The 26,947-nt window shown below is 65.3% G+C and carries 29 protein-coding genes and 1 other RNA gene; 14 read left to right on the plus strand and 16 right to left on the minus strand.

Going from position 1 to position 26,947, the window contains the following annotated elements:
• The first annotated feature begins 28 nt into the window (after positions 1-28).
• Positions 29-475 (plus strand): RDD family protein, encoded by a 447-nt coding sequence (locus I603_RS00715; protein WP_232305204.1) that lies wholly within the window; start codon positions 29-31, stop codon positions 473-475.
• 22 nt (positions 476-497) lie between these two features.
• Here I603_RS00715 and I603_RS00720 read toward each other — a convergent pair whose 3' ends face one another.
• Both I603_RS00720 and I603_RS00725 read right to left on the minus strand, forming a co-directional pair.
• Positions 498-3,023 (minus strand): ABC transporter permease, encoded by a 2,526-nt coding sequence (locus I603_RS00720; protein ID WP_068861911.1) that lies wholly within the window; start codon positions 3,021-3,023, stop codon positions 498-500.
• Positions 3,020-3,730 (minus strand): ABC transporter ATP-binding protein, encoded by a 711-nt coding sequence (locus I603_RS00725; protein ID WP_068861912.1) that lies wholly within the window; start codon positions 3,728-3,730, stop codon positions 3,020-3,022. The genes I603_RS00720 and I603_RS00725 overlap by 4 nt, the downstream gene beginning before the upstream one ends.
• 59 nt (positions 3,731-3,789) lie before the next feature.
• Here I603_RS00725 and I603_RS00730 point away from each other — a divergent pair, with 59 nt between their 5' ends.
• The gene (locus I603_RS00730; RefSeq protein WP_068861913.1) at positions 3,790-4,503 is read left to right on the plus strand and encodes an arylesterase; all 714 of its coding nucleotides are present in this window, start codon (positions 3,790-3,792) and stop codon (positions 4,501-4,503) included.
• Between the two features lie 128 nt (positions 4,504-4,631).
• Here the strand turns inward: I603_RS00730 and recF are convergent, their stop codons facing one another.
• Positions 4,632-5,720, minus strand: a complete 1,089-nt coding sequence (gene recF, locus I603_RS00735; RefSeq protein ID WP_068861914.1) for a DNA replication/repair protein RecF — start codon at positions 5,718-5,720, stop codon at positions 4,632-4,634.
• 241 nt (positions 5,721-5,961) lie between these two features.
• Here recF and I603_RS14630 point away from each other — a divergent pair, with 241 nt between their 5' ends.
• The 3 genes from I603_RS14630 to I603_RS00740 are packed head-to-tail and all read left to right on the plus strand — an operon-like array spanning position 5,962 to position 6,479.
• Entirely contained in the window at positions 5,962-6,075 is a 114-nt protein-coding gene (locus tag I603_RS14630; RefSeq protein ID WP_198157198.1) for an enoyl-CoA hydratase, read from the plus strand.
• 42 nt (positions 6,076-6,117) lie between these two features.
• Positions 6,118-6,231 carry an enoyl-CoA hydratase gene (locus I603_RS14635; RefSeq protein ID WP_198157199.1) on the plus strand — a complete coding sequence of 38 codons (114 nt, stop codon included), beginning with the start codon at positions 6,118-6,120 and terminating at the stop codon, positions 6,229-6,231.
• A gap of 32 nt (positions 6,232-6,263) precedes the next feature.
• Positions 6,264-6,479: a PspC domain-containing protein gene (locus I603_RS00740; RefSeq protein ID WP_068861915.1), complete on the plus strand. Its 216-nt coding sequence runs from the start codon at positions 6,264-6,266 to the stop codon at positions 6,477-6,479.
• 90 nt (positions 6,480-6,569) lie between these two features.
• Here the strand turns inward: I603_RS00740 and I603_RS00745 are convergent, their stop codons facing one another.
• The 5 genes from I603_RS00745 to I603_RS00765 form a co-directional block, all read right to left on the minus strand.
• On the minus strand, positions 6,570-7,367 hold the full coding sequence (locus I603_RS00745; RefSeq protein WP_068861916.1) for an SDR family oxidoreductase: 798 nt from the start codon (positions 7,365-7,367) through the stop codon (positions 6,570-6,572).
• A gap of 1 nt (position 7,368) precedes the next feature.
• Entirely contained in the window at positions 7,369-7,890 is a 522-nt protein-coding gene (locus I603_RS00750; protein ID WP_068862471.1) for an NUDIX hydrolase, read from the minus strand.
• Positions 7,891-8,002: 112 nt separating this feature from the next.
• On the minus strand, positions 8,003-8,677 hold the full coding sequence (locus tag I603_RS00755; RefSeq protein ID WP_068861917.1) for a TPM domain-containing protein: 675 nt from the start codon (positions 8,675-8,677) through the stop codon (positions 8,003-8,005).
• Positions 8,678-8,680: 3 nt separating this feature from the next.
• Entirely contained in the window at positions 8,681-9,550 is an 870-nt protein-coding gene (locus I603_RS00760; protein ID WP_068861918.1) for a TPM domain-containing protein, read from the minus strand.
• Between the two features lie 5 nt (positions 9,551-9,555).
• A complete protein-coding gene (locus I603_RS00765; RefSeq protein WP_068861919.1) occupies positions 9,556-10,158 on the minus strand; it encodes a LemA family protein in 603 nt (200 codons plus the stop codon).
• Between the two features lie 176 nt (positions 10,159-10,334).
• On the opposite strand from I603_RS00765, the gene mscL reads away from it, so the two are divergent.
• The 3 genes from mscL (at position 10,335) to I603_RS00780 (ending at position 11,910) form a co-directional block, all read left to right on the plus strand.
• The gene (gene mscL, locus I603_RS00770; RefSeq protein ID WP_068861920.1) at positions 10,335-10,763 is read left to right on the plus strand and encodes a large conductance mechanosensitive channel protein MscL; all 429 of its coding nucleotides are present in this window, start codon (positions 10,335-10,337) and stop codon (positions 10,761-10,763) included.
• A 31-nt stretch (positions 10,764-10,794) separates the two neighbouring features.
• Positions 10,795-11,148: a transfer-messenger RNA gene (gene ssrA / locus I603_RS00775) on the plus strand.
• Positions 11,149-11,253: 105 nt separating this feature from the next.
• A complete protein-coding gene (locus I603_RS00780) occupies positions 11,254-11,910 on the plus strand; it encodes a hypothetical protein (protein ID WP_068861921.1) in 657 nt (218 codons plus the stop codon).
• 17 nt (positions 11,911-11,927) lie between these two features.
• On the opposite strand, the gene I603_RS00785 is transcribed toward I603_RS00780, so the two are convergent.
• The 4 genes from I603_RS00785 to I603_RS00800 form a co-directional block, all read right to left on the minus strand.
• The gene (locus I603_RS00785; RefSeq protein ID WP_068861922.1) at positions 11,928-12,185 is read right to left on the minus strand and encodes a hypothetical protein; all 258 of its coding nucleotides are present in this window, start codon (positions 12,183-12,185) and stop codon (positions 11,928-11,930) included.
• A gap of 91 nt (positions 12,186-12,276) precedes the next feature.
• A complete protein-coding gene (locus I603_RS00790; RefSeq protein WP_068861923.1) occupies positions 12,277-13,524 on the minus strand; it encodes an N-succinylarginine dihydrolase in 1,248 nt (415 codons plus the stop codon).
• A gap of 120 nt (positions 13,525-13,644) precedes the next feature.
• Complete coding sequence (locus I603_RS00795; RefSeq protein WP_068861924.1) at positions 13,645-14,661, minus strand: arginine N-succinyltransferase; 1,017 nt, start codon at positions 14,659-14,661, stop codon at positions 13,645-13,647.
• Positions 14,658-15,854 carry a hydrolase gene (locus I603_RS00800; protein WP_068861925.1) on the minus strand — a complete coding sequence of 399 codons (1,197 nt, stop codon included), beginning with the start codon at positions 15,852-15,854 and terminating at the stop codon, positions 14,658-14,660. The genes I603_RS00795 and I603_RS00800 overlap by 4 nt, the downstream gene beginning before the upstream one ends.
• Positions 15,855-15,991: 137 nt before the next feature.
• Here I603_RS00800 and I603_RS00805 point away from each other — a divergent pair, with 137 nt between their 5' ends.
• From I603_RS00805 to I603_RS00815, 3 genes are all read left to right on the plus strand, one after another.
• Positions 15,992-18,088: a malate synthase G gene (locus tag I603_RS00805; protein WP_068861926.1), complete on the plus strand. Its 2,097-nt coding sequence runs from the start codon at positions 15,992-15,994 to the stop codon at positions 18,086-18,088.
• Positions 18,089-18,162: 74 nt separating this feature from the next.
• Positions 18,163-18,687: a hypothetical protein gene (locus I603_RS00810; RefSeq protein WP_143736722.1), complete on the plus strand. Its 525-nt coding sequence runs from the start codon at positions 18,163-18,165 to the stop codon at positions 18,685-18,687.
• A 13-nt stretch (positions 18,688-18,700) separates the two neighbouring features.
• Positions 18,701-19,063, plus strand: coding sequence for a hypothetical protein (locus I603_RS00815; RefSeq protein ID WP_068861928.1), 363 nt, complete (start codon positions 18,701-18,703; stop codon positions 19,061-19,063).
• Positions 19,064-19,069: 6 nt separating this feature from the next.
• Here the strand turns inward: I603_RS00815 and rsmA are convergent, their stop codons facing one another.
• The 4 genes from rsmA to I603_RS00835 form a co-directional block, all read right to left on the minus strand.
• Positions 19,070-19,897 carry a 16S rRNA (adenine(1518)-N(6)/adenine(1519)-N(6))-dimethyltransferase RsmA gene (gene rsmA / locus I603_RS00820; RefSeq protein WP_068861929.1) on the minus strand — a complete coding sequence of 276 codons (828 nt, stop codon included), beginning with the start codon at positions 19,895-19,897 and terminating at the stop codon, positions 19,070-19,072.
• Positions 19,890-20,897, minus strand: a complete 1,008-nt coding sequence (gene pdxA, locus I603_RS00825; RefSeq protein ID WP_068861930.1) for a 4-hydroxythreonine-4-phosphate dehydrogenase PdxA — start codon at positions 20,895-20,897, stop codon at positions 19,890-19,892. Before pdxA ends, rsmA begins: the two co-directional genes overlap by 8 nt.
• The gene (locus tag I603_RS00830; RefSeq protein ID WP_068861931.1) at positions 20,894-22,261 is read right to left on the minus strand and encodes a peptidylprolyl isomerase; all 1,368 of its coding nucleotides are present in this window, start codon (positions 22,259-22,261) and stop codon (positions 20,894-20,896) included. Before I603_RS00830 ends, pdxA begins: the two co-directional genes overlap by 4 nt.
• Before the next feature lie 169 nt (positions 22,262-22,430).
• Positions 22,431-24,707, minus strand: coding sequence for an LPS-assembly protein LptD (locus I603_RS00835; RefSeq protein WP_068861932.1), 2,277 nt, complete (start codon positions 24,705-24,707; stop codon positions 22,431-22,433).
• A gap of 120 nt (positions 24,708-24,827) precedes the next feature.
• On the opposite strand from I603_RS00835, the gene I603_RS00840 reads away from it, so the two are divergent.
• The 3 genes from I603_RS00840 (at position 24,828) to I603_RS00845 (ending at position 26,947) form a co-directional block, all read left to right on the plus strand.
• On the plus strand, positions 24,828-26,288 hold the full coding sequence (locus I603_RS00840) for a leucyl aminopeptidase (protein WP_068861933.1): 1,461 nt from the start codon (positions 24,828-24,830) through the stop codon (positions 26,286-26,288).
• Positions 26,289-26,363: 75 nt separating this feature from the next.
• Entirely contained in the window at positions 26,364-26,516 is a 153-nt protein-coding gene (locus I603_RS14200; RefSeq protein ID WP_084439738.1) for a DUF2256 domain-containing protein, read from the plus strand.
• Complete coding sequence (locus I603_RS00845) at positions 26,513-26,947, plus strand: DNA polymerase III subunit chi (RefSeq protein ID WP_068862472.1); 435 nt, start codon at positions 26,513-26,515, stop codon at positions 26,945-26,947. The genes I603_RS14200 and I603_RS00845 overlap by 4 nt, the downstream gene beginning before the upstream one ends.

Consider the following 26,947-nt stretch of genomic DNA (forward strand, 5'->3'; position numbering starts at 1 on the left):
CTGCATGAGCGAACAGGGGAGCTTTCTTATGAATTTCGCCGGATTCTGGATCAGGGTTGTCGCCTATATCATCGATCTCGTTCCGCTGGTCTTGATCGGCGTGGTGCTGGCCTTCGCCTTCGGCGATCCGCTGGTGGATACCAGTGCAGAGCCAAGCGTGGGCGCCTCCGACCTTATCGGCCTGGTGCTCGGGATTGCTTATTTCGTCGGCTTCGAAAGTTCGTCCTGGCAGGCCACGCCCGGCAAGCGTGTGCTGGGTCTGATCGTGACCGATACCGAAGGGCGCCGGATCTCCGCGGCCCGTGCAACCGGCCGCTATTTCGGCAAGATCCTGTCGGGCCTGATCCTGATGATCGGCTACATCATGATCGCCTTCACCGACCGCAAGCAGGGGCTGCATGACCTGATGGCCGGCACGCTGGTGGTGAAGGGCAAGCCGGGCGAAGTGGGCTACGATCCCGCCGTTTTCGAATAGGGTGCGCCTCGCTGCGGGGGCGTTACAGTTCCCGCAGCGCCCGCGCCGGCTTGGCGCGCAGCAGCGGCAGCGAGCCTGCAAGGGCAAAGACGAGCACCAGCGCGACGCCCAGGCCCAGCACGGCCAGCACTTGCCCCCAGTCGGGCAGCCAGTCGAATTCGAACAGCTGGGTGATCACCACCCACGCCAGAGTGCCGCCCAGCGCCAGCGCGACCGCTGCAAGCAGTCCTGCGAGCAGGCCATATTCGGCCAGTTGCAGCAGCAGCACCTGCCGCCGGCTCGCGCCCAGCACCCGCAGCATCACCGTATCGTAGGTGCGCGCTGCCCGCGCGGCGGCAATCGCACCCATCAGCACCGCAAGCCCCGCCAGCACCGTCACCGCCGCGGCCGCCAGGGTTGCGAGGCTGACTTGCTGGAGCAGGTTGCGCGCCTCGACCAGTATCCCCCCGACCTCGATCACCGAGCTTGACGGCAGCTCCCTCACCAGCGCCCGCAGCAGCGTGCCGCGCGCTGCGGCATCGGGGTTGTCGGGAAGGTCGATGGTCGCGGCGAGATTGTGCGGGGCATCGCTGATCGCATTGCGGCTGAACACCAGCGCGAAGTTGAAGCCCATGCTCTCCCAGTCGATCTCGCGCAGATTGGCAACGCGCGCCGTGCGCTCGACCCCGAGGATGCCGATGGTGAGATAGTCGCCCACCTTCAGACCCACCGCCTCGGCAAAGCGCGCATCGACCGAGACCAGCGGCTCGCCGTCATGCATCGGGCTCCACCATTCGCCGGCGACGATGCGGTTGCCCTGCGGCAGGCGGTCGGCATAGGTCAGCCCGCGCTCGCCGCGCAGCGCCCAGGCGCCTTCGGGAATTTCCTCGAGATCTGCGACCCGGATCAGCTTGTCCTTGGAGCCATAGGCCAGCACCGCGCCGCGCATGGTCGGCACGCTGCGGATGCCCGCTTCGGGAAAGCCTTCCTGTACCAGTTCGAAGAAGCGGGCTTCCTTGTCGCGCGGCACGTCGAGCACGAAGTAATCCGGCGCCTCGCGCGGGACGCGGCTCTGGATATTGCCGTCGATCGCGCTCTGCACCGCGGCCAGCAGCACGAAGGCGGCAAGACCGAAGCCCAGCGCCGTCACCAGAGCCGCCGTCGGCGCGCCGGGGCGGTGGAGGTTTGCAAGCGCGCTCCGCAGCAGCGGGTTGGCGGGGCGCGGCAGGCGGCGGGCGAGGGTCTGGATGCTCCAGCCAAGCCCGCCCAGCAGCACCAGCGCAGCCCCCGCGCCTACCAGGAAGCCGCCCGACAGCATCGGCTGGTCGGTGGTCAGCAGAGCCAGGGCGCAGATCGCGGCAAGGCCCAGGCCGGTTGCCGCCAGCGCCCGCCGGTCACGCGCCAGCGGCACGATCCCCGAACGCATGAGCGCCATCGCCGGAAAGGTGCGCGCGCGCAGCAAGGGTGCGGCCGCGAAGGCGAAGGCCACCAGCAGGCCATAGGCGCCCGCCAGTGCCAGCGGGCCGGGTGCGATGATAAAGCCGCTCTCGACCGGCAGGAGGCCCTGCAATGCGCTCGCCAGCAGCGGGGTGACCAGCACGCCTGCCGCCAGCCCCGCAAGGCTCCCGACCAGCGCCGCCGCGCCGATCTGCAGCGCATAGAGGCGCACGATATCCCCCGACGTCGCGCCCAGCACCTTCAACGTGGCAATGCTGGATCGGCGCTGGTCGAGATAGGATGACACGCCGCCCGCAATCCCGATCCCCGCGATCACCAGTGCGGCAAGGCCCACCAGCGTCAGGAAATCGCTCATCTGGCGCACGAAGCGGTCCGCCCCGGGCGAGGCGCGATCACGGGTGCGGATGTCGAACCCGGCTTCGGGGAAGGCCTGGGTGAGCGCTTCTTCCACCGCTTCGGGACTGCGGCCCGCATCGGCAAAGGCGACGCGGTGCTTGCTCTGGTAGAGGGCGCCCGGTTGCAGCAATCCGGCTCTGGCGGGAACATCCTCGGCCACGATCACCGTCGGACCAAGCTGGAAGCCTTCGGAAAGGCGGTCAGGCTCGTCCCTGATGATCCCGGCGGCTTTCAGCGTCACCGTGCCCACAGTGAAGTTGTCGCCCACAGCGATGCCCAGCCGTTCGAGCGCGGTTTCGGCAATCCATGCATTGGTGCCCGATGGTGCACCGACCTTGCGCCCGTCCGACAGGACGAGCGTGCCGAACATCGGCCACTTCGCGTCCACCGCCTTCAATTCGATCGGTGCGGCCGCATCGGGCGTGCTCGCCATGGCCTGCAAGCGGAAGCCGCCGGAAACCTCGCCATATTCTTCAAGCGCAGCCAGTTCGTCAGGCCTCAGATCGCGCTGCCACACCTCGACTTCCAGATCGCCGCCGAGCAGTTCCTGCCCCGAAGACACCAGTTCGCGCTCGATCGCGGCGGTCAGCGTGCCGATCGCGGCGAGCGCGGCGGTGCCGAGGAAGATGCACACCAAAAGCAGCCGCAGCCCCTTGAAGCGCGCATTGAGATCGCGCCGGGCGATGTGCCACGCGGTCTTGAGCGGCAGGCTCATGCGCCGGCTGCCACCGGATTGCCTGCCGTGTCGGACACGATCACTCCGTCGGCCATTGTCAGCACCCGTTCGCAGCGCGCGGCAAGGCCTGCATCATGGGTGATGATCAGCAGGGTCGCGCCGGTTTCCGCGCGGCGGGCGAACAGCAGATTGATGATTTCCTCACCGGTTGCCGCATCGAGATTTCCGGTGGGTTCATCGGCGAAAATCAGGCCCGGTCGCGGCGCGGTGGCCCGTGCGATGGCGACGCGCTGCTGTTCTCCCCCCGAAAGCTGGGTCGGGTAATGGCCGGTGCGGTGGCCGAGGCCGACGGCTTCGAGTTCGGCAATCGCGCGGGCCTGCGCATTTTCCATGCCTGCCAGTTCCATCGGGGTCGCGACATTCTCCGCCGCAGTCATGGTGGGCAGCAGGTGGAAGGCCTGCAGCACGATCCCGATGCGGCCCCGGCGCGCCGTGGCAAGACCATCCTCGTCAAGGCCCACGAAATCCGCGCCCGCCACCGTCAGGCTCCCGCCGCTGGCGCGTTCGAGGCCCGAAAGCACCGCCATCAGCGAGCTCTTGCCCGAACCCGACGGGCCGAGCAGCGCCACGACCTGTCCGTGGGGGATATCGAGATCGATCCCGCGCAGGATCGTTATCGGCGCGCTATCGCTGCCGAGGGTGAGGGTGAGGTTGCGGGCCGAGATTGCGAGAGAGGGACTTGTCACGAGGTTCCGATGGCATAGGTGAGGGTATGCGACAAGGTACAGCTAGGGAAGGCTCGCGGATGCACAAGCGCTATGGCACTAATATTTGTCTTGCAGCCGCGCTGGCGATGGCGCTGGCTGCGTGCGGAAGCGAGGCCGACGAGGTTGCCCGCGCGCCAGAAGCGGCGCGGGACGAGGCGGCGCTGCCGGCAATACCCGTCATGGGGCCCGAGCGCCGCATCCTCGCCTTCGGTGACAGCCTGTTTGCCGGATATGGCCTTGAGCCGGCGCAAAGCTATCCTGCGCGGCTGGAAGCGGCGTTGCGAGCCAAGGGCATCAATGCCCGTATCGGCAATGCGGGTGTGTCGGGCGATACCACTGCCGCAGGCTTGCAACGGCTGGCCTTCACGCTCGACGCGCAAGAGAAAAGCCCGGACCTGTTCATCCTAGAACTGGGCGGCAACGATCTGCTGCGCGGCCTTTCGCCGGAAGAAACGCGGGCCAATCTGGCGCAGATGCTGTCTGTCCTACAGGAGCGCGGCGTGCCAGTCTTGCTGATGGGGATGCGCGCGCCACCCAATTACGGGCCGGAATATCAGGCCCGGTTTGATGCGATGTACCGCGATCTGGCGAAGGAATATGGTGCGGCGCTGATCCCGTTCTGGCTGGAGGACATCTATCGCGAACCCGAGCTGTTCCAGGCCGACCGCATCCATCCCACCGCCGAGGGGATCGAGCGGCTGGTGGGATCGACGATTGACGAGGTCGAGGGGGCCTTGCCGCCGGCCGGGTGAATCGGGTCGGCTTGGGATTGCAAGGCATTGGGAAATAAGGAAATATCTGAAAATAACGGGCTTTCCAGAACCCTTTTGAACGCGGTTAGACCCGCTTTAGACCCCCGCCAGACCCCTTTCACGCCGCGCTAGACCCGCTCCACACTCCCGCCAGACACCCGCCAGATCGCCGCCTCGGCGCGGATCGCGTCGAAGGGGGCCAGTTCGGTGCCGGTCATCCACACCTGCGCCTTGCCGTTCCTGAGCCGGTTGAAAAGTTCGGTGCGGCGAACCGGATCGAGATGGGCGGCGACCTCGTCGAGCAGCAAAACGGAAGGGCGCCCGGCCGAGGCGAGGATACCGTGGGCCAGCGTGATCGCGATCAGCATCGCCTTCTGCTCGCCGGTCGAACAGGCGCCGGCGCTCTGGCGGGTGGAGGCCATCAGCACTTCCATCTCGTCGCGCTGGGGGCCGGTGAGGGCGCGCCCCGCCGCCCGGTCGCGCGGGCGCTGGCGGGCGAGTTCGGCGCGCAAGCCCGTCTCGTCGGTCGGGCCGCCGGGGTGGTAGGCGAGGGCAGGGCGGGCGAAAGGCTCCGGAGGAAGGACGGATAACTCATCGGCAAGGCGTGCCACCAGTTCGGCACGGATGGCGGCCACCGCCGCGCCGTGCTCCGCCGCCTGGGACTCCACCGCATCGAGCCAGCGCGGATCGCCGCCATGTTCGAGCAACCTCCCGCGTTCGCGCAAGGCGGCCTCCAGTGCGTTGACCCGCCGCGCATGATCGGGCGCGATGGCGAGCGCCATGCGGTCCATGAAGCGCCGCCGCGCGCCCGCGCTGTCCGTGAAGAGCCCGTCCATCGCAGGGGTCAGCCATGACAGCGCCAGCCACTCTGCGAGGCTCGCCGCGCTCGCGGGTGCGCCGTTGACCCGCACCAGCCGTCGTCCGGGCTGGCCGGCCTCGGTATAGGTGCCGAGCCGGGCCGAGACCGTGCCCGCCTCCGTGAGGCTCGCGCCGATGGCGAAAGGCAGGAGATGATCGCCGGGTGCGGGCCTGCGGGCCAGTTCGGCGAGGTTTGCGCGCCTTAGGCCGCGCCCCGGCCCGAGCAGCGAAAGCGCTTCGAGCAGGTTGGTTTTCCCTGCGCCGTTCTCGCCCACCAGCAGGTTGAAATGCGCCGTTTCGCCCAGCTGTGTGGCCGCGTGGTTGCGGAAGTTCTCGAGGCTGATCCGGCTGAGGCCCATGGTGGGCACGCAGGTAGCGGGAGGGGCCTGATTTGACCAGTCCGGCCCACGTCAAATCGCAGATGCCAACCCTTGGGGAAATTTCCCAACCTTTCGGGAAGGTGAATGAACTGTTTGCGGAGTGAAAGCGGAAGAACGCCGGAATTCTGCCATTTTTCGAGTTTGGCACGCCTCCTGCAATGTATTCGGCATCCCCGGGATGGTCCCGCAGGATAGCAAAAAACACCAAGGAGATTACCCCATGTTTGCCCTCGAAGCTTCCAACCGCCTGTTCGCCGCCGCCTTCTCGCTCGTCGTTTCGGCCGCGTTCTTCGCCTACGCCATCATCCCCGCCAGCCCGAGCCTTGTTGCCTGAGCCCGGCTTTCGATCCACTCTTTGAAAAAGGACCAGTTTCCCATGTTCGGCCCCGATACCACTGCCCGCTTCGCCTCTGCCGCCTTCGCGGTGCTGCTGACGGTCGCAAGCTTCGCTTATGCGATCGTTCCTGCCAGCCCCGGCCTGGTGGCGTAAGTTCCCACCCAAGCAACAGGAGTACGACTGAAATGAACAACGTGACCCGCGATCCCGGCAGCAAGCCGCCTCGCGCAGGCTTCCGCCTCGACAAGACCAATTCCAAGGTCTTCGGCGTCTGCGCCGGGATCGGCAATTATTTCGATATTGATCCGATGCTGGTGCGGATCGGCTTCGTTGCCGGCACCTTGCTCGGCTTCGGTAGCTTCCTGCTGATCTACCTCGCAATCGCGCTGATTGCGGATTGAGTGCAGCGCCAGACAAGCGGTTCCCGGTTTATCGGGCCGCTGCACCTGATTGGAAGAAACCGGGAAGGGGCCACATCGGCCCCTTCTTTTTTACATGGCCGAGATGCCGCCATCCAGCTTGAGTTCCGCGCCCGTCATGAAGCGGCTTTCGTCGCTGGCGAGATAGACCACCGCATTGGCGATGTCGTTGGGCTCGCCGACGAACTTCAATGGGATCTGCCGCGCGAGCTTTTCCATCAGCACTTCCTTGTCCAGCGCGTGCGCTTTCGCTGTGCCATCAAGGATCGGCGTGTCGACAAAGGTCGGGTGCACCGAATTGCAGCGGATGTTCATGCCCTTCTTGGCGCAGTGGAGTGCGATCGACTTCGACAGCATCCACACCGCCGCCTTCGAGGCATTGTAGGCGGGCATGGTATCGCTGGCGATCAGCCCGGCGATGGACGAGATGTTGATGATGGACCCCGGCGCGTGTTCGCGCATCAGCGGCAGGGCCTTCTGGCAGCCGTGGAAGATCGAATTGACGTTGATGTCGAAGCAGCGCTGCCAGTCCTCGAACTTGCAGGTCTCGATATTGCCGGCAACGCCGATCCCGGCATTGTTGACCAGCACGTTGAGCCCGCCGAGATGCTCGCGTGCGGCGTCGACCGCGGCTTCCCACTGAGCCGGATCGGTCACGTCATGGGCGATGCTGAAAGCGGTGCCTGCGCCCATTTCCGCATTGACGATCGCCGCCGTCTCCGCCGCGCCGTCGCCATTGATATCGGTCGCCAGCACCCGCGCGCCTTCCTGCGCCAGCCGGATGCAATGCGCGCGGCCAAGCCCTTGCGCGCCGCCGGTGACGAGGGCCATCTTGCCCGCGACTCTGCCTTTCCCCAAAACTTCGGTCATCTCAATCCTCTCCCAGGTATTCCGGTGTCAGTAACATCGCGATGCGTACGTCGACCGCGTGGCCCGCGCGCCGCCATTCGGCCACGAAGCGTGAAAGATCGCGCAGGGCAACCCGGTGGACGATGATATTCTCGCCCTCGGTCCCCCCGCCTTCGCCAACCCGCTCCAGGTCGCGGGCACGCAGCAGGGTAAAGCATTCCGAGACCATGCCGGGCGAGGAGTAGAATTCGCCGAGCACCTCGAGCCTTCCGGCGCGATAGCCGGTTTCCTCCTCCAGCTCGCGCGCGGCGGCGAGTGTCGCATCCTCGCCTTCCTTGCCCTCGTCATCGCCGATCAGGCCGGCGGGAATCTCGAGGCTGAAGCGGCCCAGCGGCACGCGGTACTGGCTGACGAGAATGACATGGCGGGTGCCGTCCGGGTCTTCATCCAGTGCGATGATCGCTGCGGCACGGATGCCGCGCGCACGCCCGACATATTCCCACCGTCCGCGCTTCTTGGCGGTGATGAAACGGCCTTCCCACATGACCTGTTCTGGAAGGTCGGCGTCGCGGTCTTTGAGCAAGGGGAACTCCGTCGGGGCGGTCGGGGAAAGCCCTTCGACAGCTTCGCGCGGCGAGGGTCAAGAGGGAAGGGGCCTAAACCTCGATCAGCCGGTCGGGCAGTTCGTTCACATCCTCGCTCCCCCGCGGGAAATGTTCGGCGAGGACGAAGCCGACATCGCGGATGCCCACGCTAAGACCTTCAGCCACGCATCCCTTGCGGATTTCGGCCAGCATGTCGCCCATCGCCTCGCCCCAGACTTCCGCGGGCACCTTGGCGGCGATGCTTTCGTCAGCGATGATCTCGGCCCTGTGTTCGCGCATCGAAAGGTAGATGAGCACCCCGGTATGGCCGGTCGTGCGGGCCTGCGCGCCGACCTTGAACTGACGGACCGCCTGGGCGTGGACGCGCGCGGTGCGGGTGGGACCGGGCACCAGCGCGAATTTGAGCGGTTCCCATTGCTGCAACAGCATGACGACGAGAAAGGTGACGAGCCCGAGCCCGATCACCATGCTGGCCAGCTCGCCGGTCGTCCATTCGTGGCCCCAGCCGCCGATCAGGCGATCCCACAGCTGGAGAAAGGGCAGGGGGAAGGCCGCGAAGATGCTCATCATCGTGAAAGCGGCACCTGCCGCCCACAGCAACGCCACGTCGGTATAGCCGTCGGAGCGGTCTGCCAGCACGGTCACGATCTCGCCCGAGGTTTGTGCCTCCGCATCGGTCACCGCCTCGCTGATCAGCCGGTGCCCCGCTTCATCAAGCCACGCCATCGATCACCATCCCCCCGAGGCGCCGCCGCCCCCGAAAGAGCCGCCGCCACCCGAAAAGCCGCCGCCGCCGCCGAATCCACCACCGCCGAAGCCGCCGCCGCCCCCCCAGCCACCGTCGTCGTCGTCGCCCGACAATGCTCCGCGCAAAATCGCGCTGCCCACTTCCCACAGGATGATATCGGCTGCGGTATCGGCGGCATCGCGCCCGCGATCGCCCCAGGGGCCGCTCCCGCGTGAGCGGTACTTGCGCCGCCTTCCGCGCGACGAGAGGATCGGCAGGACGAAGAAGAAGAACATGAAGGCAAGCCAGATCAGCACGCCGATCGGGAAGCCGCCGTCGCTTTCGCGTGCCTTGCCCGCTTCGGCCGCTATCTTGGCCGCTTCTTCGGGCGGGAGTTGCAGCTGGGCGATGATTGCATCCGTCCCCGCCTCGATACCCCCGGGAAAATCTCCGTCACGAAAGCGGGGGAGGATCTGGTTCTGGATGATCAGCGCGGACAGCGCGTCGGTAAGATAGCCTTCAAGACCATAGCCGACCTCGATCCGCACCTTGCGATCATTGGGCGCGACCAGCAGCAGCGCGCCGTCATTGCGCTCGTTGTCGCCGAGGCCCCAGGCGCGGCCCAGCTGGTAGCCGTAATCGGAAATATCGTAGCCCTGCAAGTCGGGCACCGTGGCGACCACCAGCTGGCGCTGCGACTGGGTTTCCAGCGCCTCGAGCTTCGCCGTGAGCGCCGCTTCTTCCTCGGGCGAGAGCAGGTCGGCATTATCGACCACGCGCCCGGTCAGTTCGGGAAACTGCGGCTGCGCGGCGAGCGGGGACGCAAACAGCGCCCCCGCCAGCGCGAGCAGAAGGATCAGGCGACGGATCACGCCGATCAGTTCGACGTCATGTCGAGCGTCGGGGCAGCCTCGGCGCCTTCGGTCACGGCCTTGTAGGGCACCATCGGCTCGGCCCCGTGGACCACCTTGGCACCGATGATGTCCGGGAAGGTGCGAATGGTGGTGTTATACTGGCGCACGGCCTCGTTGTAGTCGCGGATGGCGACAGCGATACGGTTCTCCGTCCCTTCAAGCTGGCTTTGCAGCGCAAGGAAGTTCTGGTTCGACTGGATCTGCGGATAGGCCTCGAAGCTGGCGAGCAACCGCCCAAGACCGGCGCCGAGCTGGCTCTGCGCGGCAGCGAACTCTTCCATCTTGGCCGGATCATTGAGATCATCGGCGGTGATGTTGACGGATGTGGCCTTGGCGCGTGCCTCGGTCACTTCGGTGAGGATGTTGCGCTCGTTCTCGGCCGCGCCCTTGGCGACTTCGGCGAGGTTGGGGATGAGGTTGGCGCGACGCTGGAACTGTGCTTCGACATCGGCCCACTTGGCCTTGGCGGCTTCCTCGGCGGTCGGCACCGAGTTGATTCCGCAAGCTGCAAGGCTGAGTGCAGCGACGGCGGCAAGCGCGCCGCGGAGCATGGTGGTGAGCTTCATTATCGATCCCTCCAGATGGCGCTGACCACTTGCCTGGGCAGCGCGGCTAGTTCCTGTATTGCCGATATAGCACACCGCCTTGCCGGTTCAAGCAGGCGCACAAGGAAATCCCATGGGTTGGCAGGTCCCCGCCAGAGTGTCACAAGGAAGCAAACAGCACAAAGAAGGGGACGTTCATGCTGTCGGAATTCAAGGCCTTCATCGCCAAAGGCAACGTGATGGAACTGGCGGTCGCGGTGATCATCGGCGGCGCGTTTTCGGGGATCGTCAAGTCGCTGACCGACGAGATCATCATGCCGGTCGTGGGCGCGATCTTCGGCAATATCGATTTTTCGGACCGCTACATCGTGCTTGCGGGCGAGGTCGAACCGGGCACGACGCTCGCCGCCGCGCGCGAGGCCGGAGCCAATGTGCTGGGCCTGGGGGCATTTGTTTCGGTGGTGATCAATTTCGTCATCCTCGCCTTCATCATCTTCATGCTGGTGCGCTATGCCACGAAGATCACGGCGCAGTTCGAGAAGCAGGAAGAAGAAGCCGCCCCCGCGCCCGCCGGCCCGACCGAGATCGAATTGCTGACCGAGATCCGGGACAGTCTGAAAAAGTGAGCCTTGCTCCTCCAGTCTGCAGGAGGGGGATACACTTCACATTCAGGATTGGCTCGCTATATCGGCAGCGTCGGGAAACCGACTATGGCGATAAATGGTGCTGTGCAATAGGCACAACGGACCCGGGGGCAGTACCCGGCGGCTCCACCAGAAGCGGCGGCCTCTTGCAAAGGCTGGCCGCAACTCCTGATGGGGCCGAACCAGGATCGACGTGTGTTGAAAGGCAGTGTTTTCGCCCGGGCTGAGTAACCCGTTAAAGGCTCAAAACCATAAGTGCCAACGACAACGAAGCACTTGCTCTCGCTGCGTAATGTGACGGCCTAACGGCCTGAATTTACAAAGCCTAGAGCGCGGTTGGACCGACCGGTCACCAGAACGGATTCCGGGGGCCCGGGGGAGCCTATCAACAGAATCCCCCACCCTTGATGCTGCATCGGAGGTCGCCTTGCGCCGATTGCTCGTTCTGACCGGGTGGTGCATCGCCGCCGTGATGGTTTCTCCTGCTGCTCCTGCCGCTGCTTCCGAGAACCGCGAGGCCTATCTCGAACGGATGCGTGCGATCTGCGAAGTCGGGTGCCTCCAGCCCCGGCAATTGCTGCGCACGGCCCGCAAGCTGCCGCCGGGAGAGGCCCCGGACATGGCGGTGGTTATCGACATTGGCGATGTGGCGGTGCGCGGCGACAAGTATCTGCTGCTTCAGCAGTCCCCCAACCTTTACGACATGACCGAACTCGACTTCGGGATGCCGCATCTCGACCAGAGTCCGATCTCGGACCGCAACAACATCCTGATCGAGATGGACGAGCGCACCCTGTTCGATCTTCTCAATGTGCCGCAAGCGCCGGATCCCGCGGATGGGTCCGACGCGCCCATCGCGCGCGATGATGCCATCATTGTCGAAGGTGACCGGACCCGCGACTTCATAAAGCCCTCGCTTGCCGCGCTAAAGGCGATGTTCCGCAACCGCCGGATCGTGGTGCGCGGTACGCCCCGGCTCGATGTCCTATTTGCCGGCGCGCGCCGCGATCGGCGTTACAAGCAGGTCACGCTGATGCTTGGCCATGCCGATGATCTGGTGATGCTGCCCCGTTATGATGACGAGGGTAACCCGATCCTCGACGGGCCTCTTGAAGGGCTTGGCGGTTAGTCCGGCACCGCGCCCGGTCAATCGGCGCGGTCTTCGGGAACGCGCGCCCGCAATTCGGCCACTTCCTTTTCCAGCCGGATGCAGTCGAGCATCTTGGCCCCTGCCAGAAATACCGCGCCGGTGGTGGCAAGGAACAGCAACTGCCCCCCGACGCCGGGAAACTGTTCCAGATAGGCGCTGCCGCGGGCGGTCGAACCCAGAGCAAGAGCGTAGATGATCAGGAACGCCTCGAACCGGGTCTTGATCACGAACAGCCTACCGATCTTGCGCAGCATGAGCTCTCCCGGGGTCGGTCTCGGCACCCTGCGGGCACCGTCTTTACAGAATGGTAACCCTAAACCCATCGCGTCCGAGTCGGCAAATGCATTAACCAAGCTGTCCCAGATCGAGCGCCTCCAGCAGGGCAAGCCGCGCCGCGATCACGCTGCCCTCCAACGTTTCCGAGCCGAGATCGGAAGGGTCGATCTGTTCAGGCCAGTGGCGGCTGATGACGCTTTCGATGAGATCGGCCTTGGCCGGGTCGAGCAGGAAGCGCGGATCGACCCTTGCCGGATCGCACACCACGCGCAGGCGCAGGCACGCCGGACCGCCGCCATTGGCCATCGACTGTCGCACATCGACGGGGATCACATGCCGGATCGGGCCGTTCGAATCCATCAAGGCCTCGCAATAGCTCCATACGCTGGGACTTTCGCGGCATTCCTCGGGCACGATCAGCGCCATCTCGCCGGAGGGCAGCGTCAGCAGCTGGGCGTTGAAGAGATAGGTGCGGATCGCTTCCGCGAGACTGACTTTCGAGGAGTGTACCTCGACCACCTCAAGCGCGGGAAACACCGCGCGGATCGCATCATAGGCACCCTGCTGGTCGGCAAAGGCATCGGAATGGGTGAACAGCACCGGGCCATTGGCGACCGCCACCACGTCATTGTGGAAGGCGCCCGCTGCAATTGCTTCGGGGTTCTGCTCGATGAACACGGTGCGCGCCGGATCGAGACCGTGGGCGCGGGCAACAAGGCGGCTGGCCTGTTCGTGCTGGCGCGCCGGGAAACGCCCTCCTGTGCGGCCATAGACAAACACTTCGACGCCGGGCGCGTCATGTGCCTCGCATAACCGCATGTGATTGGCGGCGCCTTCATCGCCGAAGGTCGGGGGAACGGCATCATGGATGGCGAAATGGCTCGTGTCGGCGAAAGCGATGGCCAGCTGGCGCTTTGTATCGGGCCATTCCTGCGCGCGGTGGAGCATGGTGACGAGGTTCGCGGGCGTCAGGTGGCAGCGCCCGTCGGCAGTATCGGGAGCGGGCGAGACGGTCGCGGCATTGGCAGTCCACATCGACGAGGCCGACCACGGTGCGGCACGCAGCTGCGGCGGCTCGCTGCCGTCAAGCGCCAGCGCGGCCTGCAGCGCGCCGTTGGGGCGGGGCAGGGGCAGCAGGAAGCCCTGCACGCCGAGCCGCGCGAGATTGCCGCGCATCTTCGCCACGCCCTGCAAGGCCGCCGCCCGCGGGTAGGAGGGATCGCCCGCATGGCTTGCGCTGGCGATATTGCCGAGGCTGAGGCCGGCATAGTTGTGGCTGGGGCCGACGATCCCGTCAAAATTGATTTCGGTGAGCAAAGTCTGAACTCCGTTCGCCCTGAGCCTGTCGGAACCGCAGGTGGGCGAACGCCCTGCGGCTGTTTTTTCTTGATCCCGCTGTGCCGGAGGACACTCAGCCGGAACGGGTTGCAGGTCAGGTTACCGCGTCACGCTCCACACCAGATCGCCCTCGCGCACGTCGAGCAGGTCGGCGCTGGCCGAATCGATCGCGATGCCGCCTTCGCCGTCTAGCACCCGCGCGCCAAAACAGGCGCGAAAGCTGCCGAGCCGCCCCGTCGCCAGAATAGCCCGCTCGCCCTCGGCGACATCGAGCCCGGTGACCTGTGCCTGGTTGCAGCTCGTCACGCTGGTGACATTGTCCGTATGCGCCACCATCGTCGGCCCGCCGTCGAAGATGTCGACATAGCCTTCGTAGCGGAAGCCTTCGTTTTCCAGCATCCGCATGGCTGCCCGCCCCGTGGGATGCGGCACCCCGATCACGCTGCGCGCATCCTCGCTCAGCATGGCGACATAGACCGGATGCTTGGGCATGAGGTCGGCAATGAACTGGTTGCCGTTGATGGCGTTGAAATAGTCCGCGTCCTGGAAGTTCATCCCGAAAAAGCGGCCCGCGACACCCTCCCAGAAAGGCGAGCCCCCGCGCTCGTCAATAATACCGCGCAATTCCGCAATGATGCGGTCAGCGAATCGCCTGCGATGCATCGCAACGAACATGTAACGCGACCGGGCGAGCAACAGGCCGAGTCCCCCGGCACGCTCGTTGGGATGGAGGAACAAGCCGCCTACCTCGCTTGAACCTTCAAGATCGGTGACGAGGCTGAGGATTTCGGCGCGCACCGTGCGGTCGAGTTCCTGCGAGTACTGGGTGAGCGTGTTGAGGCGGTAGGAGTAGAACGGCCAGCGCTGGCCGACCTTGGTCATCAACTGGCAGGTGCCGCGCACCGCGCCGCTGCGGGCGTTCTCGAGTACGAGCACGAACTGCTCGTCGGACAAGGTGTCGGCGTCATTGGCGAAGGCTGCCTCGGCACGTTCCAGCTTGGCCCTTAGCGCGCCGCGGTCGGGCGGCAGGTTGGTGAACCCGCCCCCGGTCAGCTTGGCCATTTCATAAAGCGCCTCGAGATCGGAGGCGCGTGCGGCGCGCAGGCGGAAGGTCAATTGAGGGCTCCTTGTGCCAGACGCTCGATCACGCGTGCGGAAAGGGCGGCGCGGGTCGCGAGGCTGGGGACGATCAGATATTCGTTCGGACTATGGATCGCGCCGCCGCATACGCCCATGGTATCAACCACGGGAACGCCGCAGGCGGCGATGTTGTTGCCATCGCACACTCCGCCGGTTGATTGCCAGCGGATGTCCTGCCCGAGCTCGGCGCCGCATTCGCGCACCAGATCGAACAGCTTCTGTGCCCGGGCATCGACCGGCTTGGGCGGGCGGGTTACGCCGCCGTGGCGGTGGGTGGAAACTTCGTGCGTAGCCTCAACCTCGGCCAGCAAGTAACTGAGGGTCTGGTCAAAGGCAGCGCCAGCCTCGGCCGTTTTCGGACGGATATTGAAACGCAGCACGGCGTGATCGGGCACGACGTTATTGGCCGCGCCGCCTTCGAGCTTTGCGGGGTTGATCGTCAGCTCGTCGCTTTCCAGCGCCTTCAGTCGCAGGATCAGATCGGCCGCCGCGACAATCGCGTTGCGACCCTCTTGCGGGTTGCGCCCGGCGTGGGCGCTCCTTCCGGTAAAGGTAATCGAGTAGTTTCCGGTTCCGCCCCGCTCGTGGGCCAACGTGCCATCAGGCAGGGCCGCGGGTTCATAGGTCAGCGCGGCGAGCTTGCCCGCAGCCAGCTCGGTGATCAGTGCGGCGCTGGCGAGCGATCCGGTCTCCTCGTCGGAATTGATCAGCACGTCATAGCCCAGCGCCGATGCGCTGGCGCTTTGTTCGAAGGCCATCAGCGCATGAAGCATAACTGCTATCCCGCCCTTCATGTCGGCAACGCCGGGGCCGTTCAGGGTATCGTCGTCAAGCCAGCGCTGGTGCTGGAAGGCGTGATCGGCCGGGAACACCGTATCCATGTGGCCGGTCAGCAGGATCCGCCGGTTTGCCTCGGGGCGCACGCGCACCACAAGATGCTGCCCGTGCGGCTTGTCGAAGGGACTGCCGTCTGCGGCAATCGCCGTGACTGGAGCGGGATCGACCAGTTCGACCGCGCCGGGCAGCGCCGCAAACGCTTCGGCCAGCGCGGCTGCCTGCTCGGCAAGACCCGCAAGGTTTGCGGTACCGGTGTTGATTGCGCTCCATGCCCGCACCTGCGCCAGCATGGCGGCCGCATCGATGGCGGAAAGGCTGGTTATTGCAGTCATGGCCTTCCACCTCTAGCCGCCCGCGCGTGCGGGGCCAACCCGTTGCAATCCATCCTGCTGTGCGCCATAGCGCGCGCCGGATTCGACCATTGTCCTCCTCCCCAGGACCCGCATCACCGGAGCCCAAGAGGACACGCATGACTGAAATGACTACCCGTGCCGGCCTTGCCATCGATTCCCGGCTGGCGAGCTTCCTTGAAGGCAAGGTTCTGGCCCCGCTGGGGCGCGATGCAGGTGCCTTCTGGGAGGGCTTCGCCGCGTTGCTGGCCGACTTCGTCCCGCGTAACCGAGCGCTGCTGGCTAAGCGCGAACAATTGCAGGCGGCGATCGATGGATGGCACATTGAGCGCGCCGGAAAACATCACGATCCAGAAGCTTACAAGGCATTTCTGACAGAAATTGGTTACCTTGTGCCCGAGCCTGGTGACTTCACCATCGGCACCCAAAACGTCGATCCCGAGATCGCGACCATGGCCGGTCCGCAACTGGTGGTACCGATTCTCAACGCCCGCTTCCTGCTCAATGCGGCGAATGCGCGCTGGGGCAGCCTGTACGATGCTTTCTATGGCACCGATGTTCTCGACGCGCCTGCTGCGCGTCCCGGCGGCTATGACGAGGAGCGAGGCAGCGCGGTGATTGCGCGCGGGCGCGAGTTCCTCGACCAGGCTCTGCCGCTGGTCGACCAGAGCTGGGCCGATCTCAAGGACGAGCATGACGGCAAACTGCAGGACGAAAGCCAATGGGTCGGCTTTACCGAAAAAGGTCTGCTGTTCCGCAATAACGGCCTGCATATCGAGGTGGTGTTCGACCGTTCTACCCCGGTCGGCGCCTCGGACAAGGCCGGCATTGCCGACATCATGGTCGAGGCCGCGCTGACCACCATCGCGGATTGCGAGGATTCGGTGGCAGCGGTCGATGCCGAGGACAAGCTGCTTGCCTATACCAACTGGCTCGGCATCATCCGCGGCGATTTGCAGGAAAGCTTCGAGAAGGGCGGACGCACCCTTACGCGCACCCTCAATGGCGACAAGAGCTACAAGGACGCCTCCGGCGCGGCCCACAGCCTGCCGGGACGCAGCCTGATGTTCGTGCGCAATGTCGGCCACCTCATGACCAACCCGGCGATCCGCCTGCCCGATGGCAGCGAAATCCCCGAAGGCATCATGGACGCGGTCTTCACCTCGGCGATCAGCACACTCGATGTGGAAGGGCACGGCAGGTTCGGCAATTCGCGCTGCGGTTCGATCTATATCGTCAAGCCCAAGATGCACGGGCCGGAAGAATGCCTCTTTACCAATGGCCTGTTCGACGCGGTTGAGGATCTGCTTCAGCTTCCGCGCCACACGATCAAGGTTGGCGTGATGGACGAGGAGCGCCGCACCTCGGCCAACCTCGCCGCTTGCATCCATGCGGTGAAGGACCGGATCGTGTTCATCAACACCGGCTTCCTCGATCGTACCGGGGACGAAATCCACACCTCGATGCGGGCCGGACCGATGTTGCGGAAAGGCGCGATGAAGGGTTCGGACTGGCTCCGCGCCTACGAGGCGCGCAATGTCGCCATCGGCCTCAAGCACGGCCTCTCGGGCAAGGCGCAGATCGGCAAGGGCATGTGGGCCGCGCCCGATCTGATGGGCCAGATGATGGTCGAGAAGATCGGCCACCTGAAGGCGGGCGCGAACACCGCATGGGTGCCGTCCCCTACCGCCGCGACGCTCCACGTGCTGCATTATCACCAGCTCAACGTGTTCGATGTGCAGAAAGACCTGCCCGATCCCGCCGGCCTCGACGCGCTGCTTGCGATCCCGCTGGCCGAGGGCGCGAACTGGTCGGAAGAGGAGATCCGCGAGGAGCTCGACAACAACTGTCAGGGCCTGCTGGGCTATGTCGTGCGCTGGATCGATCAGGGCGTGGGCTGTTCCAAGGTGCCCGACATCAATGACGTGGGCCTGATGGAAGACCGCGCGACGCTGCGCATTTCCTCGCAGCATATCGCCAACTGGCTGCTCCACGGGGTCATTTCGGAAGGCCAGGTGATGGACTCGCTCACCCGCATGGCCGCCAAGGTCGATGCCCAGAACGCAGGGGATCCGCTCTACGAACCGCTCACCGGCAACGAGAACGGCGCGGCCTTCAGCGCGGCGAGGGACCTGATCTTCAAGGGCGTGGAGCAGCCGAGCGGCTATACCGAGCCGCTGCTGCACGCATGGAGGTTGCGCAAGAAGGCGGGGTAAACACTTTATCTACCCGTTTGCATTATCCTTTTCGGCTTCGGATGATTCATGATCCGATAGCCGGAGAAGGCAGCATGGGCGGAATCATCGATCAGGTTTATCTGACCATCATCAGTATGGTCAGCCTCGCCTTTTTCGGTGGTCTTGCGTTCTACATCATCCACGCCAGCAATTCGCGCTGGCGCGAATATGAATTGCTTTATGCCGCCATCGAGCCGCGCGAGACCAAAACTCGCAAGCTTGCCGGAATGCTGCGGATATCCCAGCCGGGATTTCGCTGGGGCCACTTGTCCGGCGATCTCAAGTCGAATCGCCACCCCCCGGTCATGGTTGGCGTGCATCATGACGGGCTGAGCCTCACCATCGTCCCGCCGTTCAGATACGGGTGCCGCGATCTGTTTCTGCCGTTCGACCGGATGACGATCGAGCCCGCCGCGTGGGATTTCAGCGACCGGGCGTTCGGCATCCAGATGGAGGGCGTCGACGGCATAGAGATCGTGATGTTCGCCAACGTGATGGAATGGGCGGCGGAGCATTCCGACATTCTGGCACTGATGCTCCAGCGCGCCGATCTGGTCCGCGGACTCCAGCGCGCCTAGCGAGACCGGGGGCATGACCAGAGCATCCTTCCGCGCCTATCTGGCCGTTCTGGCGGGGTTCATCCTGTTCTCCCTCAGCCCGCTTGCCGCGCTGGGAGGGCTGGTGGTGGCCGTCGCGATCATCGCGCCTCTCGGGATCGGTCTTGGTAGCCTCGGGCTGCTGGAAAAGGGCAGCGGGTTCGATGCCCAGCTTGCGGTGCTGTTCTGGGCATTTTCCGGATGTATGGCGCTCACGGCGCTGTGGTTTGCTTGGCGGGCTGCCGGCCATCACGAGCGCGAAGAGCCCGATCGCGCCCGCAGGGCCAGCGCCTTGGCCGCTACCGCCGTGGCGGCGCCTGTGGTGATTTACTTCTGCTACGGCGCGCTCGGATTCTGAGCCTCTTCAGACGGGGCCCAGCGCCCGCGCCACCGAAACAAACTCCGCCACACTCACCGTCTCCGCGCGGCGGGTTTCGTCGATCCCCAGCGCCGCCAACGCCTCCAGCGCGCCGGGAACGCTCTTGAGGCTCTGGCGCAGCATCTTGCGGCGCTGGCCGAAGGCGGCTTCGGTGAGGCGTTCGAGCATCCGCGCGGATACGCCCTCGGGCATGGCGGCGGGGGTCACGTGGACGATCGCGCTCATCACCTTGGGCGGCGGGGTGAAGGCGCTGCGGTGGACCTTCATCGCGAGGCGGGCCTCGCTGCGCCACTGGCCGAGCACCGCCAAGCGGCCATAGGCGTCCGCTCCGGCGCTGGCGACGATCCGGTCGGCCACCTCGCGCTGGAACATCAGCGTCAGCGAGCGCCATTGCGGCGGCCATGCCTCGCCGCCGAGCCACTTCACGAACAGCGCGGTGCCGACATTATAGGGCAGGTTGGAGAGCACGTGAAACGGCTCGCCCTCCATCAGCGCGCCATGATCGAGCCTGAGCGCGTCGCCTTCGATCACGGTGAGCTGGCCCGGAAAGGCCTCGCCCAGTTCGGCCAGCGCAGGGAGACAGCGGCGGTCCATCTCGATCGCGGTCACCTTCGCGCCCGCGCGCAGCAGCGCCCGCGTCAGCCCGCCGGGGCCCGGCCCGACCTCCAGCACCTTCTCTCCCGCAAGATCGCCCGGCAGAGCGGCAATGCGAGCGAGCAATTGTTCGTCGAGCAGGAAGTTCTGCCCCAGCGCCTTGGAGGCCGACAGGCCGTGACGCTGGATGACGTCGCGGATGGGGGGGAGGTCAACCACGCGCCGCTGCCATCTCGGCCGCCATCACGATCGCCGCGGCCATCGCTCCGGGATCGGCCAGCCCCTTGCCGGCGATGTCGAAGCCGGTGCCGTGATCGGGCGAGGTTCGGATAATGGGCAGGCCGAGCGTGACATTCACGCCCTCGTCGACTTCCAGTGCCTTGATCGGGATCAGCGCCTGATCGTGATACATGGCCAGCGCGGCGTCATAGGTCGCGCGCATTCGGGGGGTGAAAAGCGCGTCGCCGGGGACCGGGCCGAAAGCGTCGATTCCCTCGGCCCGCAAGGCGGCGATGGCTGGCGCGATGATGCGCGTTTCCTCATCGCCGAACTTCCCGCCCTCGCCCGCGTGGGGATTGAGCGCGGCAATTGCGAGCCGCGGCGCCGCAATCCCGCAGTCCCTCGCGAGGCCGGCAGCTACGATCCGCGCCTTGTGCATGATCAATTCGCTCGTCAGTGCGGCGGGCACTTCGGCCAGCGCCATGTGAACGGTCAACGGGACAGTGCGCAAGGACGGGCCAGCGAGCATCATCACCGCATCGCGATAGGGCTGACCGCAGGCATCGGCGAGAAACTCGGTCTGTCCGGGATAGTCCCAGCCGATCGCGGCCAATGCGCTCTTGGCGACAGGTGCGGTGACGAGGCCCGACGTGATGCCGGAAAGCGTGAATCTGGTTGCCCATTGCAATGAGGCGAGCGCCAGTCGCGCGCCGTCACGTGTTGCGGCACCCGGTGTCCATGCGGCATCCAGTCCGGCCATCACCGGCAGGCCCGCCGCGCTGGCAAACAGGGCCTCGTCCGGCTCGGCAATCGGCACCAGCGGAAAATCGATACCCAGCATCTCGGCAACATGGCCCAGCACTGACGGGCCGCCGACAACGAATGCCGGCGGCGCGCGGTTATCCGATCTGAGCCGTGCCCATGCGCCGAGGATGACCTCCGGGCCTAAGCCCGCCGGATCGCCCAGCGATATGGCGAGGGGAGCAGGAAGTGCGCTCAATTGTATTCGATATAGGCGTCGTTGCGCAGGTCGCGCAGATAACGCTGGGCGCGCTTGTTGATCCGCTCCTGCTCGATCTGGTCCATTACTGCGGCAAAGGTCGGCGCGCCCGCATCTTCGGGATCGTCGCGTCCGCACAGCATGAGCACGCGCACGCCTTCCTCGACCCCGCCGAACAGCGGCGTCGTCTGGCCGATCTGCAGGTTGAGCACAATCGAACGCAACTGCTCTGGCAGGTTGGCGGCCTTGAGCTGGTCGTTGGAGACGACCTGTGCCCCGATTGCCGCCGCTCCGGCTTCGACGTCGCCGCAGCCGCGCAGCGATTGCACGAAATCGGCGAATTGGTTGACCTTGGCCTCGGCTGCGGCATCCGAGACGTCGGGTGAGAAGGCGATCGAGATCTGTTTGAGGCTCAGCACCGCCTCATTGGGATCGGCCATCAGCACCTGGCGCTTGTTGATGAGGTAGATGATCGAAAAGCCGCCCGGAATTTCGATCGGTCCGCGCAGCTGCCCTGCCTGCATCTGCCGGGCGGCTGCGGCGAGTGGCGGAGGAAGCTGGCCGAGCCGGACCCAGCCCAGATCACCGCCGACCACCGCCGTGGAGGCTTCGGAAAACTGGCGGGCATAGGCGACGAAGCTGCCGCCCTGCTGCAACTGCTGCATGATGGCCTGCGCATTGGCGAGCACGGTGGCGCGGTTCTCGGTCGTGGCCGAAAGGTAGATTTCCCCGAGCCGGTATTCGTCTGTTCCCTTGGCTTCATTCAGACGCTCGATCACGTCATTCACTTCTTCGGCCGAGACATTGACAAAGGGAATGATGTTGCGCCGGAGCAGGTTCTCCCAAGCGATTTCACCTTCGATCTGCCGCTTGAGCGAGGCCGGAGAGGAACCGATCGAGAGCAGATATTCATCCATCTTTTCCGGCTGGGTGCCGAAGTTCTGCGCGGCGAGCTGCTGGTAGGTCTGCTCCACTTCCTCGCTTGTGACCTTGAGCTCGATTTGCTCGGCGGCCTGAACCTTGAGCGTTTCATCGATCAGGTTGCGCAGAACCTGCACCCGCAGGCGCAGCAGCTCCTCGTCGGCAATCGGAGCCTCCGAGGCGGCGGTGACCAGTGCCACACGCTGATCGATGTCGGTGCCGGTGATGACATATCCGTTTACCACAGCCGTCGCGGTGCGCCGGTCGGGATCGGCCTTGCCGAAGATGGTCACGTCCTCGGGCAAGCCAAACGGGTTCTCGGCGGTCGGCACGGCGACAGTTTGCGCGGGCGCAGCCACAGGCAGCAGCGCGAGCGCCGTCAAGCCCGCCAGAATCGCGCCGCGTTTCGCTTTGCGTCCGGTCTTGTTCGAAAGCAGCTTCATTCTCACTCGTTCATTCCCGCCTTTATATATGGTTATGCGCGACCCCTCACGCATGGCGCTGTGCAGTTGCTGCATGGCGGCTGAATGGAAGCTGAGTCCCCCATCGCTCTGCCACCACTGCGCAAGGCCCCTTAGCCCGTTTCAGGCGCCCTGCCAATTCGCACCGCCGCTATCGGAACCCGAGGTTGCGCAGCGCGAAGAACAACTGGAAGGCATTGCCGCGCCGCGCATCGCCCGCGTCGATGAAGTCGCGCCGCCAGGTCGCGCCGAATTCGATACAGTCATCGGCATAGGCAATCCCGAGCCTAGTGCGGATCGGTTCGAATCCGTCGGGCTGGAATATCGGATCCTCCGTGGCATCGGTAAGGTTGAACACGCCCGAGCCGAACACCGACCAGCGGCGCCGGATCGCCAGGCGTGCGGCGACCCGCAGTTCCTCGCGGTCGCGCAGATCCTCGACCGTCTGGATGTCGCGGTTCAATCTGAGGTAGCCGACTTCGACATAGGTCCGGCGCGATCCGATGGTCGCGTCGATCTCGTTGCGGCGCACCGCGAGGTTGTCCTTGTCGAGCCGGAATCGGTGGGTGAGATTGAGATAATCGCGATACCGGATCTGGGTGCGTCCGACAAAGTCCGAGACACGCTCCGACAAGCCGGTCCCGACCGGAAAGATCTGTTCCTGGGGATCGTCGAAGCGATAGGATTGGCCGATCGTGGTCGATACCCGCCAGCCCGGACGCTGCAATTCCCAGTCCACCCCCCAGGTCACGCGCGTTCCGTCCTCGACCCGGTCGTAGCCGGGGAAGCGGTTGAGTGCGAACAGGTTCGAATCCTCAAGGTCGATGGCGCGCGCATCCTCGTTGGGCACATCGAGATTGCGCAAACGCGGGCTTGCCACGATTTGCAGGCGGGGCTTGAGCACCTGCGTTCCGCCGAAGGCCTCGCCCACGAAGGGCCATTCTATGTCAAGCGCGGCAGTTGCGATGCCTCGGGTGGTCCAGCCTTCGGTGCCGCGATAGCTGGGCGTGCTGGTCGCAAGGATGTTGTCAGTGTTGTAGATGTCGCCGCGCACTAGCGCGGTCAGCGTGACAACCTGCCCCATTCCGGTCAGGCGTCGCAGGTCCCACTTGGCCCCGGCAAAGGCGCGCTGGGTATCCTGCCCGTCGTTGCGCAGCAGCGCGAGGCTGTTGACCTGGAACTCGATACCGCCGCCCAGAAGCGGATCGGCAACGATCTGGCGATAGTCGAGTGCGGGCAGGGCAAGCGGGATCTGCCCCTGGTCCGCATTCAGCCTGAGCGTTTGCGTCGCCCAGCCCGCCAGAGAGAAATAGGACTTGTCGGTAATCCGCTCGAGATTGATGGTCGAACGCAGCCGGTCGTCGCGGCTGAGATCGTAGCGGCGCAGGAAGGTCCGGTCGGAAGCCAGACGGATCGAGCTGGTGAGGCTCCATTCGGGCGAGAACTGGAAGCGCCCGTTGCCTTCAATATAGCCGCGCAGTTCGTTCTGGAACCCTTGCGCGCCCGTGAAGTCGGTCAGCCTGTCACTGGCGGTGAGGTAGCCCGAGATCTGGTAGGCCCCCTTGTCGGTAAGGTGCCGCCACTTGGCGCTCGCCATAGGGGCGACGCCGGAAAAGACATAGGCCCCCAGCGTCAGGTCGCGGTTGTCGGCCAGCCGCCAGTAATATTCCCCGCTTACCTCAAGCCCGTTGACATTGCTGACCCGGAAATCGGGGACGAGAAAGCCGCTTTCCGCCTTCCCGTCGGTGCGCAGCGCAAGGCCGGGCAGCGGAAGGATGCGCGCACCGAACAGCTCCAGCATTGCGCCGGTAAAACGCACCCGGCTGGCCTTCTGGTCAAAGCTGACCTTGTCGGCGGTAATGCGCCAGCTGGGATTCTTTGCGCACCCTTCGGCGTCCGTGACCGCGCAGGCGGTGTAGGCTGCGTCGGTCAAGAGCGCGATCCCGTCCTCGCCGCGCGTTGCCGAGCGCGCCGCCAGCCGTCCCCCGGCCCGCAGTGCCACCAGAAGTTCGGACATGGCGCCGGCCTCGAAGGTTTCGGTCAGTTCCACCTGGTCGGTGAACAGCTGGTTGCCCGCCTCATCCACCAGCCTGATATTGCCGGTGGCGATGATCCTGCCCGAACCGCGGTCCCATGTGACCTCGTCGGCACGAACCGAACGGTCGTCCGAACGCAGGATCACATTGCCGCGAGCGGTAACTGTGTCGGTCTCCTTATCGTAGCTGAGTTGCTCGGCCTCGAAATCGATCACGGGGCCGGCCTGCTCCGCGGAAGCTTCGACCGTGGCGGGCGGTTCCTGCGCGGCAAGGGATGCCGGCGCAGCCAGTAGCGCAAGGGCGAGAACGGCACGCGTGGAGGGTCCTTGCGCCGGGAAGCGCAAGGCAAGGCGCGCAGCCTTGCGCGATCCGTTCATCAAGCCTCCCGACATGGCCTTGCCTATTGCACCGCTCGCGCCTAATCGCAATCGCGTTTGCGGCCATGTGCGCGCCCCTGACGGCAGGCCCAGTCCGCTTCTTTACGGCCCCGATCCCTTGCTCGCGGAGACCCCATGCAAATCCACTTCACCGCCACACCTTCCGCCACCATTCGCCTTCATGCCCGCATCGTGAACCAGGGCGCGAGCCTTGGCGGGCTTGATCAGGCGCTTGAACAGGGGGCGGCGGCCGCGCGCTTCGGCGGCCGGACCGGGCAGGTGTTCGAAGGTTTTGCGAGCGTCGATGGGGCGCTGCGCCGTGTGGCTCTGGCCGGTGCCGGCGAAACCGGCGCGGATGATCGCCGCCTCAACCTCGAACGCGCCGGCGCGGCGCTGACCTCCAGGTATCTGGTTTCCGGCGAAGCGGCGATGGTGCTTGATCTCGGGCAGGCCGGGCTTTCGGCCGAGGATGCTGCCGCCGTACTGCTCGGTCTGCGCCTGCGCGGCTGGCGGCACGACAAGTATCGCACCAGGCTCGCCGCCGACAAGCGTCCTACCCTTGAAACCGTGCACGTCGTCGGAGCCCCCGAGGGCACGGAGACCGCGTGGGAGCGCGAGGCAGCGCTCGCCAAGGGGGTCGAGTTTGCCCGCACGCTTGTCACCGAACCCGCCAACGTGATCTACCCCGCCAGCTTCGTCGCGGCCTGCGAGGAAGCCTTTGCCGGTACCGGTGTCGGCATCACCGTGCTGGGCGAGGCGGAAATGGAAGCGCTCGGCATGGGCGCGCTGCTGGGTGTGGGCAAGGGCTCCGAGCGCGAATCGAAGCTGCTCGCGATCCGCTGGAACGGCGGTGCGGCGGACGAACACCCGACGGTTTTCGTCGGCAAGGGCGTCACATTCGATACCGGCGGCATCTCGCTGAAGCCCCCGCCGGGCATGGAAGACATGAAGTGGGACATGGGCGGCGCGGGCGCTGTTGCGGGCGCGATGCTGGCGCTCGCCAGCCGCAAGGCCAAAGCGAACGTGATCGGCGTGATGGGCCTCGTCGAGAACATGCCCGACGGCAAGGCGCAGCGTCCCGGCGACATTGTCACCACCATGAGCGGCCAGACGGTCGAGGTGCTCAATACCGATGCGGAAGGTCGGCTGGTGCTGTGTGATGCGCTGCACTGGGCGCAGGAGCAGTATGATCCCGCACGGATCGTCGATCTCGCCACGCTCACAGGCGCGATGATTATCAGCCTCGGCAACGAATACGGCGGGATGTTCGCCAATGACGATACGCTCGCTGCCCAGCTCGATGCGGCGGGCAAGGCCACCGGTGACAAGCTGTGGCGCATGCCGCTGGGCGCCAATTACGACAAGATGATCGATTCGCCCGTCGCCGACATCAAGAATGTCGGCCCGCGCGAGGCCGGCTCGATCACGGCGGCGCAGTTCCTCAAGCGCTTCATCAAGGATGGCACGCCTTGGGCGCATCTCGATATCGCTGGCATGGTCTGGTCGAACAAGCCCGGCCATACATGGGACAAGGGCGCGACCGGTTATGGCGTGCGCCTGCTCGACCAGTTCGTGCGGGATGTCGTGGAAGGCTGAGCCGCGTTTTGGGCCTCAAGTAGCGAAGCGGTAGGGTGGGCAGGCCTCAAGTAGCGGGGCGATAGGCCAGCAAAGATGCCAAAGATGCGCAAGAAAGGCGACCTTCCCACCAAGACCTGCCTCGCTTGCGGGCTGCCTTTCACATGGCGCAAGAAGTGGGAGCGGGACTGGGACAATGTGAAATATTGTTCCGACCGCTGCCGCCGCTCAAGAGGTGCCACCGCGTGAAGCTCGATTTCTGGCAGGTGACCGATGATCCGGTCGAAAAGGTCGTCGCCCTCATCGCCCGGCGCGTGCTGGGCGAGGGTGAGCGGCTGCTGGTGGTCGCTGGGGACACCGAACAGCGCACCGCGATCGCACGGGCGCTGTGGGAGGCCGGACCCGACAGCTTTCTCGCCAACGGCGCGGCAGATAGCCCCGGGGCCGATCGCCAGCCGATCCTGCTATCGGCTGATCTTGCCGCCCCTAACGGCGCGACTCATCTGGTCATCGCCGATGGCCGGTTCCGGGAGAGCGAAGGGTTTGCGCGGGTGTTCCTGTTGTTTGCACCTGAAGCTGCACCGCAAGCGCGGGCTGCCTGGCGGGCGCAGGACGGCCGGGAAGATATCACCCGCTCCTACTTCGCGCAGGAAAACGGGCGCTGGGTCAAGAAGGCTTGA

Source organism: Erythrobacter dokdonensis DSW-74 (assembly GCF_001677335.1).
GTDB lineage: Bacteria > Pseudomonadota > Alphaproteobacteria > Sphingomonadales > Sphingomonadaceae > Erythrobacter > Erythrobacter dokdonensis.